13 protein-coding genes and 1 pseudogene are annotated in these 14079 nt (G+C 73.4%); 12 read left to right on the top strand and 2 right to left on the bottom strand.

Translation table 11 applies throughout. The features are described from left to right. Positions 1-76 precede the first annotated feature (76 nt). From ACI1MP_RS34930 to ACI1MP_RS34900, 7 genes and pseudogenes are all read left to right on the top strand, one after another. Positions 77-754 (top strand): response regulator transcription factor, encoded by a 678-nt coding sequence (locus ACI1MP_RS34930; protein ID WP_380333290.1) that lies wholly within the window; start codon positions 77-79, stop codon positions 752-754. Then, positions 747-2195 (top strand): ATP-binding protein, encoded by a 1449-nt coding sequence (locus ACI1MP_RS34925; protein ID WP_404870467.1) that lies wholly within the window; start codon positions 747-749, stop codon positions 2193-2195. The genes ACI1MP_RS34930 and ACI1MP_RS34925 overlap by 8 nt, the downstream gene beginning before the upstream one ends. Positions 2196-2330: 135 nt before the next feature. Continuing rightward, positions 2331-3077, top strand: a complete 747-nt coding sequence (locus ACI1MP_RS34920) for a hypothetical protein (RefSeq protein ID WP_404870466.1) — start codon at positions 2331-2333, stop codon at positions 3075-3077. 143 nt (positions 3078-3220) lie between these two features. After that, positions 3221-3844 (top strand): sigma-70 family RNA polymerase sigma factor, encoded by a 624-nt coding sequence (locus tag ACI1MP_RS34915; protein ID WP_100586515.1) that lies wholly within the window; start codon positions 3221-3223, stop codon positions 3842-3844. Positions 3845-3948: 104 nt separating this feature from the next. Continuing rightward, positions 3949-4599 carry a hypothetical protein gene (locus ACI1MP_RS34910; protein WP_404870465.1) on the top strand — a complete coding sequence of 217 codons (651 nt, stop codon included), beginning with the start codon at positions 3949-3951 and terminating at the stop codon, positions 4597-4599. A gap of 104 nt (positions 4600-4703) precedes the next feature. Then, positions 4704-4790: pseudogene (locus ACI1MP_RS34905) on the top strand (DUF5710 domain-containing protein); the annotation flags it as partial. Positions 4791-5226: 436 nt separating this feature from the next. Further along, on the top strand, positions 5227-5772 hold the full coding sequence (locus ACI1MP_RS34900; RefSeq protein ID WP_404870464.1) for a hypothetical protein: 546 nt from the start codon (positions 5227-5229) through the stop codon (positions 5770-5772). An 88-nt stretch (positions 5773-5860) separates the two neighbouring features. Here ACI1MP_RS34900 and ACI1MP_RS34895 read toward each other — a convergent pair whose 3' ends face one another. Next, a complete protein-coding gene (locus ACI1MP_RS34895) occupies positions 5861-7684 on the bottom strand; it encodes an alpha/beta fold hydrolase (protein WP_404870463.1) in 1824 nt (607 codons plus the stop codon). Between the two features lie 399 nt (positions 7685-8083). After that, positions 8084-8695, bottom strand: a complete 612-nt coding sequence (locus tag ACI1MP_RS34890; protein ID WP_404870462.1) for a DUF4937 domain-containing protein — start codon at positions 8693-8695, stop codon at positions 8084-8086. 312 nt (positions 8696-9007) lie between these two features. Between ACI1MP_RS34890 and ACI1MP_RS34885 the strand changes: the two genes are divergently transcribed. The 5 genes from ACI1MP_RS34885 to ACI1MP_RS34865 all read left to right on the top strand — a co-directional run bounded on the left by ACI1MP_RS34885 (position 9008) and on the right by ACI1MP_RS34865 (position 14036). Next, complete coding sequence (locus ACI1MP_RS34885; protein WP_380333297.1) at positions 9008-9622, top strand: hypothetical protein; 615 nt, start codon at positions 9008-9010, stop codon at positions 9620-9622. Positions 9623-9843: 221 nt separating this feature from the next. Further along, a complete protein-coding gene (locus tag ACI1MP_RS34880) occupies positions 9844-10062 on the top strand; it encodes a heavy-metal-associated domain-containing protein (protein ID WP_100586523.1) in 219 nt (72 codons plus the stop codon). Between the two features lie 1074 nt (positions 10063-11136). After that, positions 11137-12204: an ABC transporter substrate-binding protein gene (locus ACI1MP_RS34875; protein ID WP_404870461.1), complete on the top strand. Its 1068-nt coding sequence runs from the start codon at positions 11137-11139 to the stop codon at positions 12202-12204. After that, complete coding sequence (locus ACI1MP_RS34870; RefSeq protein ID WP_404870460.1) at positions 12205-13260, top strand: FecCD family ABC transporter permease; 1056 nt, start codon at positions 12205-12207, stop codon at positions 13258-13260. Beyond that, on the top strand, positions 13257-14036 hold the full coding sequence (locus ACI1MP_RS34865) for an ABC transporter ATP-binding protein (protein ID WP_404870459.1): 780 nt from the start codon (positions 13257-13259) through the stop codon (positions 14034-14036). The genes ACI1MP_RS34870 and ACI1MP_RS34865 overlap by 4 nt, the downstream gene beginning before the upstream one ends. Positions 14037-14079 lie beyond the last annotated feature (43 nt).

Raw genomic sequence — 14079 nt, 5'->3', positions numbered from 1 at the left:
GGGCCGAGCTGAAGGGATGCTGAAGACCTGAAGACCCCTTCAGCTTCCGGATCGGCGGACCTGCGAGGCTGGGGGCATGCGCGTACTGGTGGTGGAGGACGAACAGCGGCTCGCCCGGGCGGTCGAACTCGGCCTGGAGGCCGAGGGGTTCGACGTCGACGTCGTCCACGACGGCCTGACCGGCCTGGCCCGGGCGACCGAGCACTGCTACGACGTGATCATCCTCGACATCATGCTGCCCGGCCTCAACGGCTACCGGGTCTGCTCGCGGCTGCGGGCCGCCGGCAGCGACGCCGGGATCCTGATGCTCACCGCCAAGGACGGCGAGTGGGACGAGGCCGAGGCCCTCGACACCGGCGCCGACGACTACCTGTCCAAACCGTTCTCCTTCGTGGTCCTGGTCGCCCGGCTGCGCGCCCTCGCCCGCCGGATCGGCAGCCGCGCCCCGCAGCGCACCGTCCTCGGCGACCTGGTCGTCGACTCCGCCGCCCGCACCTGCACCCGGGCCGGCACCGCCGTCGCCCTGACGCCCCGCGAGTTCGCCGTGCTCGACCACCTCGCCCGGCGGCCCGGCGAAGCCGTCTCCAAACGGGAGATCCTCGAACAGGTCTGGGACAGCGGGCCGGACAGCGACCCCAACACCGTCGAGGTGCACATCAGCGCGCTGCGCCGGAAGATCGACGCCCCGTTCGGCCGTGCCGCCGTGCAGACCGTGCGCGGCGCAGGCTACCGGCTGGCGGCCGACGGTGGCTGACCGGAACGCGCTCCCGCGCCGGGCGGCCCTCCCGCGCCGGGCCGCGCTCCCGCGCCGGGCGGCCACCGCGGCGGCCCGGCTGGCGCCGCGCACCGTCCGCACCCGCACCACGCTCGCGGCCTGCGTCGGCGTTGCCGTCGTCATGGCCGTCGCCTCCGCCGCGGTGCTGCTGGTGCTGCGGGTCAACCTGGAGCACACCGTCGAGGCCGAGGCCCGCGAACAGGCCCGGGCCGTCGCCCGGCTCGCCGAGGACGGCCGGCTGCCCGAGCAGGTGACGCTCGGCCAGGGCACCGACTTCGTCCAGGTCACCGATGCCGGCGGCCGGGTCCTCGCCGCCAGCCCCAACCTGGCCGGCCGCCCCGCGCTGCCCGGCACCGTCGCCGGCGACGGGCCCGGCAGCTTCGACCTCCGCGCCCTCGGACTGGAACACCGCCAGCGCGTCACCACCGTCACCGCCGACCCGCCCACCGGCCCCGTCACCGTCCGGGTCGGAGCCTCCCTGCACACCGCCGACACCGCCGAGGACCTCACCACCGCCGCACTCGCCGTGCTCAGCGTCGTCCTGGTCGCCACCGTCGGCCTGCTCACCTGGCGGGGCACCGGCCGGGCCCTGCGGCCCGTCGAAGCGATCCGCGCCGAAGTCGCCGCGATCGGCGAGGGCGGCCTGGAACGCCGCGTCCCCGAGCCCGGCAGCGACGACGAGATCGCCGACCTCGCCCACACCATGAACGCCATGCTCGACCGCCTGGAAGCGGCCGGCACCCGGCAGCGCCGCTTCATCGCCGACGCCTCGCACGAACTGCGCAGCCCGCTGGCCGTCCTGCGTACCCAGCTGGAGGTGGCCCACACCCACCCCGACCCCGACGTCCGCGCCGCGATGGTGGCCGGTGCACTCCAGGACACCGACCGGCTCCAGTCCCTCGCCGCCGACCTGCTGCTGCTGGCCCGCCTCGACACCACCGGCGGACCCGGCCCCGTCCAGCCCGTCGACCTCGCCGAACTCCTCCGCGACACCGTCGCCGGCCGCGGCCCGCAACCGCACCCGGTCGACCTCGACGCCCCCGACGGCGCCGGCGCGGTGGACGGCAACCCGCTGTGGCTCGGCCGCCTGCTCACCAACCTCCTCGACAACGCGCAACGGCACGCCCGGACCGGCGTCTCCGTCCGCCTGCGGACCGACCCCGCCACCGGCGAAGCCGTCGTGGACGTCACCGACGACGGCCCCGGCATCCCGCCGGCCGACCGCGACCGCGTCTTCGAACGCTTCACCCGCCTCGACGACGCCCGCAGCCGCGACGACGGCGGCGCCGGCCTCGGCCTGGCGATCGCCCGCGACATCGCCACCCTGCACGGCGGCACCCTGCGCATCGAGGCCACCGCCGCCGGCGCCACCTTCCGCACCCGACTGCCCGGCACCGCCCCGTCGCCGGACGGCCGCTGACGCAACACGCCCGTACCGGTTGTCGTCGGGCGAGGGGGTCCGGTTCCCGGCCGGGCGGTGTGACGCTCGTCATGTTCGCGAGGGTGGGGGAGGCCGGCGTTCGGCGGGTGTGAGGGGTGCGACGATGGGCCTGTCATGGACGCAGGACGAGTGGTACGGGCAGGTCGGGCCGCGGTGTTCGCGGTCGGCTGCGTGCTGCTCGCCGCCGTGGCGCACGTGCTGATGTCCGGCCGGCCGGTGGCCGCTCCGGTGTTGGCCGCCGCGCTCGGCGGCACGGCCGTGCTCGGATGGTTGACGGCGCGCCGGGAACGCGGCCCGCTGCTGGTCACCGCGCTGACCGTCGGCGTCCAGGCCGCCCTGCACACCCTGTTCTCGCTCGGCCGGGCCGCGCCGGAAGCCGCCGCGGCCGTCCCCGACGGCCTCGCCGCCCGCTGGGCGCACCTACTGCTGTGCAACGCCGGGCCGCTCACCGACGAACAGGCCGCCCGACTGATCGAGGCCGCCGGCCTCGACCCCGGGACGATCCCCGACGGAACGGCCGCCGGGCTCGCCGACCCGGCCGCGATGCCCGGCATGGCGCACCACGCCATGGCGATGACCGACGGGCAGCACAACGGTGTCGGCATGCTCGTCGCCCACCTGCTGGCCGCGCTGCTGCTCGGCCTCTGGCTGGCGGCCGGCGAACGCGCCGTCCACGGGCTGGCCCGGACCGTCGCGGCCCGCCTGTTCGCCCCCGTCCTGCTGCTGCTCGGCCTCGTCCGACCCGTCCGCCCGCCGCTGCGGCGGCGCCGGCCCCGCGCCGAGGCCCGCCGGCCCCGGTCGCGGCTGCTCGTCCACTCGCTCGCCACTCGAGGACCGCCGGTGCTGACCGCCGTCGCCTGACGGCCCGTCACACCCGGGGAGCTGCCCCGCCCACCGTCACCACCGCACGCCCGCCGGGCGGACGGTGCCCGTCGGCGTGCGCCCCCGGCCGGCCTCGCGGACCGACCCGGCCGCATCCGTCTTCCGAGCAAGGACACCCGGAGATGACTCCCGCCCTGACCGCGTCACGTTCCGTCACCGGACGGACACGTGCCGACGACCCCACCGTCACCGCCTGGGCGCTGGCCGCCCGCGGCGGCGACCCGGCCGCCGTGGAACGGTTCGTCCGCGCCACCCGCCCCGACGTCCGACGCTTCGTCACCCACCTCAGCGGCGAACCCCAGGCCGCCGACGACCTCACCCAGGACACCTACCTGCGGGCGCTGCGCAGCCTGCCCAGCTTCGAAGGCCGCTCCTCGGCCCGCACCTGGCTGCTGTCCATCGCCCGCCGGACCGTCGTCGACCGCTACCGCTTCGCGGCCCGCCGACCCCGACTCTTCGACACCGACGACTGGCAGAGCGCCGCCGAACAGGTCCAGCCCCACCACCTGCCCGGCTTCGACGAGGGCATCGCCCTCGGCGAACTCCTCGACGCCCTGCCCGCCGAACGCCGCGACGCCTTCGTCCTGACCGCCCTGCTCGGCCTCCCCTACGAGGAGGTCGCCGAACTCACCGGCTGCCCGATCGGCACCATCCGCTCCCGGGTCAACCGCGCCCGCGCCGTCCTCATCCGCAAACTCGCCGACGCCGAACACGCCGACCGCCCACCGCTCGGCTGCGCGGCCTGACCGGAGATCCGGAACGGGGGCGCCGGACCGATCCGCCCGGTGCCCCCCGACGTCCTGCTGGAAATCGTGACGCACGAGCCGCGTCGCGTCGGGATACTGGGCCGGTGAGTGACGCGGTGGGCGAGTACGGGGCGGATGTCGAGCAGTTGAAGCGAGGGGTCCATCTCGGCTTGCGCGCGGACGACCTCGACCCGCGGCAGGTCGTCGCGCTCGCCTGCGCGCTGCTGGACTGGTTTCCGCGTGCCGATGCCGTTCTGGAGGTCGTCGAGCGGAATCCGGCCGAGGTGTCGCCGCCGGAGATGGCGGCGCTGGCGCGGCGGATGCTGGACGAGGTGGGGTTCGAGCCCGGATTCGACCTCGTGCCCGAGCGGCTGGAGACGTTGCGGGCCGCGCTGCGGATCGTGGCCCGCGACCTGCCCACGCGGGGGATCGAGGGCGAGCCGGAGATCGAGCTTCTGGAGATCGGCTTCCCGGCGGGGGCCGGTGTCCGTCTCGCCGACGGCGAGCGGCTCGATCGGGGCGGCCGGATCCTGCCGAGCGGGTGCGAGGACCCGGTCACGGCGCTGACCGGCCTGGCGATCCTGATCCAGGAGAGCCTGCTCGAACGGACGTGGCAGGTCTGGCCGGTGTGCCCCCGACACGACCTCGGCGTCCACGGCTCGGAGCGGGCGGGCGCGGCCGTGTGGTGGTGCGCAGGCGGCGGCGGACACGTGCTGGCGCCGGTCGGCGAGTTGTCGCGCGTGCTCCGATCCTGACCGGCGATCGGACGGACACCTTCGATCAACTGCCCGGCCCGTCGACGGGCCACGTCCCAGGGTGGTCGCGCCCGCTTGCGGTGTCGACAACGAGGAGCCCAGGGATGGCAGTTGAGCGGATCTGGCGGGACGTTCCGTTCGCCGAGAAGGACGAGGCCAAGGCCGCCGGAGCGCGATGGGACCCGGCGGCCCGACGGTGGTACTCGGCGCGGCCCGGCATCGCGGGTCTGGAGCGCTGGGCCGCCCGGGCGGACGTCCCCCGGCTGCTCCCGGGCGAGGACCGCTCCCTCGGCAGCGGCCTGTTCGTGGACCTGGTGCCCAGCAGCTGCTGGTTCACCAACGTCCGCTCGTGCGTCGCCCCGCAGGACTGGGACCGGCTCCGCCGGATGATCCACGCATCACCGACGCCGGAATCACCCTCGCCCCGCCGCCGGACGCCGCCACCCGCGCCGACCTCGCCCGGGACACCCTGCGGGCGGAGGCCGGCGGAGTACCCCGCCAGTTCGCATGCGAAGGCCGGACCGGGGCGCGTCGGGGCGAGTAGCCGGTTCCGCTCCGATCACCTGATCGTCGGGCGATACTGTCCGGACCGAGGGAACGACCGAGGGAACGACCGGGGGAGTCACCGTGAAGCCGCTGCTGCCGCTGCTGTACCTGGACGTCGACGGCCCGCTGAACCCGTACGCCGCTCCGCTGTTCGACCAGCCGCTGGACGGGTTCACGGTGGTCGAGGTGCCGCACGAGCCGGAGCCGTGGCGCGTCCGGCTCGACCCGAGGCACGGCGCGGGGCTGTCGGCGCTGGACTACGAACTCTGGTGGGCCACCACGTGGATGGCCGGCGCCAACGAGTGGATCGCACCGGTGGTGGGCCTGCCGGAACTGCCCTACGTCGACTTCACGGAGGTGCTGTTCCAGGAGAGGCCGGACGGCGTGCACTGGAAGACGCAGACCTTGATCGACCACGCCGCCGGGCGCCCGTTCGCCTGGGTGGACGACGAGTTGGGCCCCGAGGACGAGGCGTTCGTGGCCGCGCACCACCCGGGGCCGGCGCTGCTGCACTACGTGAGCCCGCTCAAGGGGCTGCGCGAGGAGGACTTCGCTGCGCTGACCGCCTTCGCCGAGTCCCTGACGGGCCCCGCGACTCCGCTGCCGCAGGGGTCGGGCGGACACTGAGAACCCGTGGACGGCGAGCCGGGGCCCGGTGTGCGAACGGGCGGGTGGACGGCTGTCCGCCCCGCCCGTTTCGTGCCCGGTGGTCCGGTCAGCCGAGGGGGAGTTCGAGGAGGGCCTCTTCCTTGGCCAGGGAGGTGACGGTGATGACGTCGGCGCCGTCCTCCTCGTTGGCGAAGGAGTAGAGCGGGTCGCGGCTGTTGACGACCAGGGCGAGGCGGTGGCGGTCGGCGAGGTCGTAGGCGGTGGGCTGGAGCGCCCAGTGGACGGTCCGGTCGGCGCCGGGGGTCAGGCCGGTGGCGGTGAAGGGCTCGTGGGTGATGATCCGGGCGCTGCCGTCCGGGGCCACGTCGAAGAGGTAGGCGACCAGGGTCGCGGCGTCGCCCTCCTCGACACGAAGGCCCAGGCGGACGGTGGCGGCGCCGCGGATACGGCGGCCGTCGGCCAGTTCTTCGGTGGACCACACCAGGAGTCGGCCGCGGTCGAAGCCGGCCGGGTCGTAGGGCTTCGGGCTGCCGGACCACTCCTTCTGACCGGTACCCATGATCTCGTCCATGGCGATGGCGGTGGTGAGGTGACCGGCGGTGAAGGGCCTGGTCCAGTCGGTGGAGGGCTTGTCGGACAGGGCGCCGTCACCGTTGCCGTTGGTGCCGCTCAGGTACCAGGCCTCGGTGCTGGTGGTGGCCTCGGACCAGGAGCGGAGCGGTTCGCGGCGCGCCGGCTTGGTGATCTTCCGGCCGCCGCCGATGGTCCCCTTGGTCTCGTAGGTGAACATGACCTGGCTGTTGACCACCGGCCAGGTCGGTACCTCGGTGGGCTTGCCGAGCAGGTGGTGGTCCAGCCAGGCGTAGGCCTCGGCCATCGGGCGCAGCTGTTCGTCGAGGGGCATGCCGACGCTCGGGAAGCCGGTGATGCCGAAGCCCTCCGGGGCGCCGTGATCGCCGATCCAAAGGTTCAGGTGCTTGGGGACGGTGAGCTGCTCGAAGGTGGCGATCGCCTCGGCGGCGGGGAACAGGCTCTCGTGCCAGGTGTTGGAGTAGAACGTCGGGACGTTCCGGGCGTTGGTGAGGTGGACGTAGGTCTCGGGGGAGCGCCGGGTGCCCCAGGCGACCACCTCCTCCATCTCCCGCCCGTTCAGGAAGTTCTGGAGGATGCGCCAGGTGTCCTCGGTGAACTTCGCCTTCTGCGCCTCCTCGTCCTTCCCGGCCCCGGTGAAGCCGATCAGCAGCTTGACGGCCTCCAGGTGCCGAGTGCCGTTGTCGTAGAGGCTGGTGGCGAGGTTGCCCCAGGTGCTGAGGGCGGCCACGGCGGCGACCCGGTCGTCGTGGGCGGCGACCAGCTGGCTGATCCCGGAGCCGTAGGACAACCCCATGAGGCCGACCTTGTTCGGCGCGAACAGCTTCTGCGCGTGGTCGATCATCTTCGACCCGTCCAACCGGTCGTCCGGGCCCGCGACCTCGATGAACCCGTCGGAGGAGTAGTAGATCCCCGGCTGGCCCATGCCCCGCGGCGTGTACGCCAGCACGTGGTAGCCGCGCGCCGCCAGCGAGAGGTACCCGACCATGAACGGCAGCCAGCCGAAGGGGTTCCAGCCGGCCGGAACGATCACCACCGGGCGCGGCTCCGCGGTGTTCTGCTTGATCGTGAACACGGAGAGGCTGACGTCGTCGGCCACGGGGACGCGTTGGATCGCGGCCGCGGCCTGCCGGCGGACGGCGACCACCGTCTCGCGCAGTTCCTCGGGGAGTTCCGCGGTGGGCGCGGTGCCTTGGAGAGCAGCGAGGAGGGCCTGGGCGACGGCGAGCACCGCCGGATTGATGTCGAGACTGGCACCGCGCCAGATGCCGTTCTCGGCGATGTCGGCGAGCGTCGCCCCGGTGACCGCCGGAATCGGGTCTCCATTTTCGATAGTCATACGAACTGCCCTTTCCAGGAAGGCCGATGCGCCCGAGCGGGCACCGTGCAGGCGGATCATGGACCAGGGCGAACGCGTCGAAACGGAACCGAGGCCAGTCGTACCCGATCGAGTGGGTTGATCGCTCTCCGCGGCGATCGCCTCGCTTCTTCTACCTCGATCCGGACGTGCAATACGAGGAGTACCGGAAGCTGGACACGTCCAGCCCCCGGGTGTGCCGCGTGATTCCCGCGGACCCTGTACGAGCGGTCGAGACAGCCGCACCCGAACCGGCGAGGAGCTATCCGGCCCGGTCCGTCCACGCAGTCGAGTCGACCACGCTCCCGGACTGCTGGGATGTCGAGGACGACGATGTCGAGTTCGACCCGACCGCGCACTGGGGCGCGGCGTCGTTCACCCTCACGGAGCTGGGCGACTTCGACGGGAACACCGCCGGGCGCCACTGTGCCTTCGGCCGGCCGGCTGGCCGGACGCGTCGTACGCATCCCCGGTGACCCCTCGCGACGCCGATGGTCCCGCGGTCCATGTCGTGACCAGGTAGCGGTGCGCTTCGAGTTGGACGACGACCCCGGCCAACATGCCCCCGGCCGCTGCCATGCCCGGCGCCCACACCTCGCGCTGGACTTCGAGGAAGTGCTCATCGCGGCCGGGCAGCGTGCGGCAGTCGGCGACCCGCAGGAGCGCGGCGCGTTCGAGCGCGTGCGGCAGGTCGGCGACGTCCCCCGCCATTGCGAGGACGGTCCCACCGGTGGCGATGTCGATCGAGGTGTAGCCGGCGCGCTGCTGGTTGCCGGCGGCCACGGTGTCGTGCCGCTCGCGCATGAAGCGACGGTAGGCGGCTTCGTCGGTCCACAACCCGAGCAGATGTGCACGGCCGGTGGCCGGATCCCAGCCGCCCAACTGTCCGACCAGGCCCGGCTGGTCACTGATCGTCGACCAGGCCTCCTGAGTCGCGGAGAATCGCCCTCGCGCGGCCACCGGAACCTCGCAGCCAATCCACTTGCCCCACATGTGCAGCCTGCCTTCCAGCCGTCCCGCGCCTGACGAACCGACGCAACACATGATCGACCGCAGACCCGGACCGACGTCAATCGGCCTACAGACAAAGCCAATTGGGACCATCGACGTACGGCCCGAGGTGGAGCCGCGCCCGACCGGCCGTCGCCGATCGAGCATGGTGGTCCGCGGGTGGAGGTTTCTGGCGTGGTGGTGCGGTCGTCGGGCCGGCCGGGCGTGAAAGTGGGTCCCCCGCACGGCGCACCGCATCCGGTGTCACCGGAACCGGATAGCTTGCGGCGAGAGGGGTGACTGACGGGAGTGGGCGTGGGCATCGAGGAGTTGTTGGACCGGCTCGGCACGGTGATCGGGCCGCCGCCTGCGGGCGGAGTGGTCCCGGTCCCGTGGGAGCTCGGGCCCGGGGTGCTCGGATTTCAACTGCCTGTGGACTATCGGGCGTTCATCGACCGGTACGGGATGGTCAGCATCAGAGGCGAGCTGCACATCTACGCACCATCGACAGCGCCCACTCCCGCGATCGGGCAGCCGCTCGGCTTCGAGGGATTCCTCTACTACACGACGGACCCCTACGGGTACTGCGCCTCCCTGGCCCAGGCCTATCTGGACGGGGACTACGACGAGTGCCCGTATCCGATGTTCCCGGCCGAGGGCGGGCTGCTGAAGTGGGGCAACAACTACAGCGCCGCCCAGTTCTTCTGGCTGATGCGAGGCCCGGACCCGGACCGGTGGCCGGTGGCCGCCAGGCTCGACTCGATGCAGGAGTGGGACGTATTCGAGGGCGGCTTCCTGGAGTTCCTGCTGGCGACGGTGACGGGACAGTATCCGCACCATCGGGAGGTTGTCCCCCGTGGATCGAAGCAGGCCGGTGACAGCCGCGATTACCGTCCTCGGGGTGACTGGTCGAAGCGGCTTCGGTGGTGAACCGCGAACGTGGTCAATGGTCGGTTCGATCTGACGCCCAATCACAAACCCTCCCGCAGCCCCCGACGGACGCTCCGCGTCGCGCGGACTCGTCGACCGCGCGGCGTGAACGGTTCCCGGGTCCACCCGAAGGGGGCATCGGGCCGCGTGTCCCGGTGCCTCGGGCGGTCGGAGTGCGCTGTCGTGGATCCGCATTGCCGATCACACCGATGGGAGTACGCATGTCCAGCACCACCGTCACCACCGTTTTCGCCGTCGAGGGAATGAGCTGCGGCCACTGCGAACGGACCGTCAGCGCCGGACTCGCCGCCCTCCCCGGGGTCACCGACGTCCTGGCGGACGCCAGGGCCGGACGGGTCACCATCACCGGCGCGGCCGACGAGAACGAAGTCCGCGCAGCCGTGGACCGAGCCGGATTCACCTTCGCCGGACGGATCTGACCGCCACCATCCGCGACGCCGACGACGGACGGCGGGAACCCGGGCCCGGTCGGACACGACAGCTGATTCGTGACCGCAACCCGACCGGCCCCGGGGCCACCACCGATCTCGGCTGGCTTCGCCGCGACCGGCGATGGTGTCGAACTCGGCGTGTGGGCCGGCGAGTTCGAGGAGCAGGAGAGCCTGCGGCAGGTACTCGCGCGGACCGGCCGGGCGGGTGAGAGGTACTTGGCCGCGACCCTGGGCTCCGGGGAATGGGTCGCCGCCGAAAGCCGGGCGGGTCAGGTGGGCCGGACCACCGCGCTGCCCGACGGTCTGGCTGCCGCCCCTGCCGCCCTTGCCGGCGATGACACGGCCGGCTCCGTCAGGTGGCTGCGGCACCTGGGTGCGGGCGTGGTGCCGCTCAGCAGCGGCCGGACCGGCCCCGCCCGCGCGGGCGGGGCCCACTGCACGGCCGCGCTTGCCGTTGTCGCCCCGGTCGAGGGTGCCGCGCTGTGCGACGTGCCGGGAAGCCGGACGGCGGTGCCGGCGGAGGCCGAGGACTGTCCGGCTGTCGTTCACGCGACTTCGGTCGCCGGTGGGCCGTCGGATGGCCGCGTGGCCTCGGCGTGGACGTGGTGCCGCTCACCGGCGACGGGCTTCGGCGCCTGCGTGGCTTCCGAGGGTCGGGTCACCCCCGAAGGCCGCGAGGTTCGGGCGGATCGGGTCGTCGCTCCGGCTGGGAACGTCGCGCTGTACGAGGCGAAGGTCGGTGCGGAGGGTCGGGCGGCTGTGCCCGTGGAGGGTGACGGCCGTTCGGCCGCTGTCCGCAGTGGCATCCGTCCCGCTGGCCGACGGGCCGTCAGCCTGCCGCGCCCGGGCGCGGACGTGGTGCCGTCGGCCGGCGACCGACCCGGCCCCGCCGGGGTGGTTGCCGCGGAACTCCCGGGCCGGGGGCGGGCGGTGCCCGGGAGGCGGTCGCGCTCGCCACCCCCGGCCGTCGTCGACGGCTCCCGCTCGCACTCACCGGCCCGCCCGCGCGAAAGGGCGGCAGGTGAGACCCCACACCCCACCACCACGTCAGGAGTGAACCCCATGCGAACCCGCGTCCTCTGCGGATTGGCCGCCACCGCGGCCCTGCTGGCCTCGGGCTGCGCCGGCAGTACGGCCGGTACCGGCGGCGAGAAGTCGGCCGGTGTCACGGCCTCCCGGGCGGCCGCGTTTCCGGTCAAGGTGGTGGACTGCCAGGGGCGGTCGACGACCTTCGGTGCGGCGCCCGGCAGGATCGTCACGAGCAATGCCGCTGCGCTGGAGATGCTCTTGGAGCTGGGGGTCGGCGACCGGGTGATCGGGACCGGGTTTCCGCCCGGGGCCGGGTATCTGCCTGCGGGGGTTGCCGAGCAGGGGGCGAGAATACCGGTCCTCGGGAGCGCGGTGCCGGCGAAGGAGAAGCTGCTCGGGTCCGGCGCCGATCTGTACATCGACAGTTTCGCCTCGACGGGGGCCGTGGGCGGGACGGGCGGGCCGCCCAGTGAGCAGGAGTTCGCGGCTGCCGGGATCAAGCACATCTACCTGCTGTCGACGGCGTGCCCGAAGAGCGCCAAGACGGATCTCGCCGAGGTGGAGCAGGACATCAAGCGGCTCGGCGCCGTCACCGGCACCCTGCCCGAGGCGGACCGGCTGGTCGCGGCCATGGACGGCACGCTCAACAAGGTCGCCACCGCGCTCGGCCGGCTCCAGGGCGAGCGGCGGCCCGGTTATTTCTTCTTCGACTACGACGCGGGGACCAAGCAGCCGACGGCCGTCTGCAACCGGCAGATCGCGCACGCGGTCATCACGCTGGCGGGGGCGCGCAACGTCTTCGCGGACTGCGACGCCGACTTCGAGGCCGTCGGCTGGGAGGACGTGGTGGCCAGGAATCCCGACTGGATCCAGTTGGGGGTCCGCCATCGCGGCAGCGAGGACGCCGACCGCCGGGCCTTCGACGAGGCCGAGCAGTTCCTGCGCACCAACCCGGTCACCAGGGAGCTGACCGCCGTCCGGCAGGGGCACCTGCTGCGGATCGGGTCCGAGGTGACGACCGTCGCCGGTGTCCGCAACGCCGACACCGTGCAGCAGATCGCCCGCGCGCTCCACCCCGATCTGGTCAAGGACGGTCAGTAGATGGCCGCCCTTGCTCCGGTCCGCCGAACCCGCACCGTCGGGGCGGGCGTTCTGACGTTCGGGCTGCTGGTCGCGCTGGTGGTGGCCCTCACCGTCGCCGTCTCGCTCGGCAGTGTGGACGTGCCCGCCCGCGAGGTGTGGACCGTCGTCGTCCGACATGTGACGAACACTCAGGACGCGCCGAGCACGCACGACCTGATCGTCTGGCAGCTGCGCGTCCCGCGGGCTCTGCTGGCCGCCCTGGTGGGGGCCGGTCTCGGGTTGGTCGGGACGGCGGTGCAGGCTCTGGTGCGCAACCCGCTGGCCGATCCGTATCTGTTGGGGATCTCCTCCGGGGCCTCGCTCGGTGCGCTCGGCGCGATCGTGCTGGGGGTCGGTGCCGGCGGCGCGCTCGGACTCGGGGTCTCCGCCGCGGCGTTCGGCGGTGCGCTCGGTTCGTTCGCGCTGGTGTGGCTGGTCGCGCGGCGCGGTGGTGGCTTCTCGCCGCTGCGGCTGGTGCTGTCGGGGATCGCCGTCGGGCAGTTCCTCGGCGGGCTGTGCAGCTACCTGGTGCTCCAGGGCGGGGACGAGCAGCGGACCCGCGGTGTGCTGTTCTGGCTGATGGGCAGTCTCGGCGGGGCCACCTGGGGTCAACTCGCCGTCCCGGCGGTCGCGGTGGCGCTGGCCGGGGTCGCGCTCCAGGCCCGCGCCCGGGCCCTGAACGCGCTGGTGCTGGGGGACGAGACCGCCGCCGGTCTCGGCGTCGACCCTGACCGGTTGCGGCGCGAACTCTTCGTGGTCACCAGCCTGTTGACGGGTGTGCTGGTCGCCGTCTCCGGTGCCGTCGGCTTCGTCGGCCTGCTGGTGCCGCACCTGTGCCGGCTGCTGGTGGGCGGCGACCACCGCCGACTGCTGCCGCTGTCGGCGCTCACCGGGGCCGTGCTGCTGACCGCCGTCGACACCGTCGCCCGTACCGCGCTCGACGCCCAGGAGTTGCCGATCGGCGTGGTCACCGCGCTGCTCGGCGCGCCCGTCCTGCTGTTCCTGCTCGACCGACGACTGGAGGGCAACCGGTGAGACTCGCCCTGGACGATCTGCACGTCGCACTGGCCGGCCGGGACGTGGTGGCGGGTGTTCACCTGGTCGCCGAGTCCGGCGAGATCGCGGGGCTGATCGGGCCGAACGGCAGCGGCAAGTCCACGCTGCTGCGCGCCGTCTACCGCCATCTCGCGCCGCGGGCCGGACGGGTGCTGCTCGACGGCCGCGACCTGACGGCCCTGTCCCGGGCCGAGGCTGCCCGTCAGCTGGCCGCTCTGCCCCAGGAGCGGGGCGAGGCCTTTGAGTTGACGGTCCGTCAGATGGTCGGTCTGGGGCGGCTCCCGCACCAGCGGGCGTTCGCCGCCGACAGCGCCGAGGACCGGGCGCAGACCGCCCGCGCGCTCGACCGGGTGGGCATGGGCGGGCACGCCGAGCGCCGCTTCGCCGAACTGTCCGGCGGCGAACGCCAACGCGTCCTGCTGGCCCGGGCGCTCGCCCAGCAACCCGAGGTGCTGGTGCTGGACGAGCCCACGAACCACCTCGACATCCGCCACCAGGTGGAGCTGCTGGCCCTGCTGCGGGCGCAGCGCGCCACCACGCTGGTCGCGCTGCACGACCTGAACGCCGCCGCGTCGGTCTGCGACCGGCTGCACGTGCTGGCGGGCGGCACGCTGGTCGCCTCCGGTCCGCCCCGGGAGGTGCTCACCGCGGACCTGCTCGCCGAGGTGTTCGGCGTCCGGGCCGCCGTCACCGCGCACCCGCTCACCGGGGACCCGCTGATCGCCTTCGACCACCGGACGCCGCCGGCCGCCTGACCGCGCGACCGGCCCGCAGCCGCCGCCCGAATGTTTGGCAGTT

The sequence above is a fragment of the Kitasatospora griseola genome, assembly GCF_044999035.1.
Classification (GTDB): domain Bacteria; phylum Actinomycetota; class Actinomycetes; order Streptomycetales; family Streptomycetaceae; genus Kitasatospora; species Kitasatospora griseola.
Note: the sequence above shows the minus strand (reverse complement) of the source record. Positions and strands in the feature narration are given on the sequence as shown.